Source organism: Streptomyces bobili, assembly GCF_002154575.1.
GTDB classification, from domain to species: Bacteria; Actinomycetota; Actinomycetes; order Streptomycetales; family Streptomycetaceae; genus Streptomyces; species Streptomyces bobili.
This window is the reverse complement of sequence record NZ_MUBA01000695.1, coordinates 1-538: the sequence shown is the minus strand read 5'-3', so window position 1 is coordinate 538 and position 538 is coordinate 1. Positions and strand designations below refer to the sequence as shown.

1 protein-coding gene is annotated in these 538 nt (G+C 69.3%); it reads right to left on the bottom strand.

The annotated features are described in order from the left end of the window. Nucleotides 1-538, bottom strand: a 538-nt coding sequence (locus tag BZL64_RS36345) for a polysaccharide deacetylase family protein (RefSeq protein WP_158101585.1), incomplete at both ends; no start/stop codon positions are given.

Sequence of the window (538 nt, the reverse complement as noted above, 5' to 3'; positions counted from 1 at the left end):
GCCGGGCAGCTGGTACTGCATGTTCTTGATCTGCATGGACTCGCGCCACAGCACGATCGCCTCGATGCCGCAGGACGCGGCGGCGATGCGGGTGGCCTCGTTCCAGTTGCCGTAGGGGGGCCGGAACAGCCTGGGCGCGGTGCCGTAGTGGTCCTTCAGCCGGCTCTGCTGGCCGCATATCTCCCGCGTTTGGGCGGCGGGCCCCAGGGTGCGCAGGTTCGGGTGGGTCAGGGTGTGGTTCTGGACACCGTTGCCGAGGGCCTGGAGGGGCTTGAAGTAGCCGTAGTCGGACCGGATGGCGGCGTCGGTGAGGAACATGGTGAAGGGGACGCCCAGCTCTCGCATCATCGTCAGGAACCGGGGGTCCTTCTCCGCCCCGTCGTCGAACGTGAGGAAGACGATCTTCTCCTTGGTGGGTATCTCGCTGATCACCGGCACCTGCCCCGCACCGGCGCCCGGCAGTGCCGGCTTGGTCGCCGGCGGACCCGGCGGGGCGGCCAGCGGCTCGATCCCCCACTTACGGTAGACGGCCGCGCGG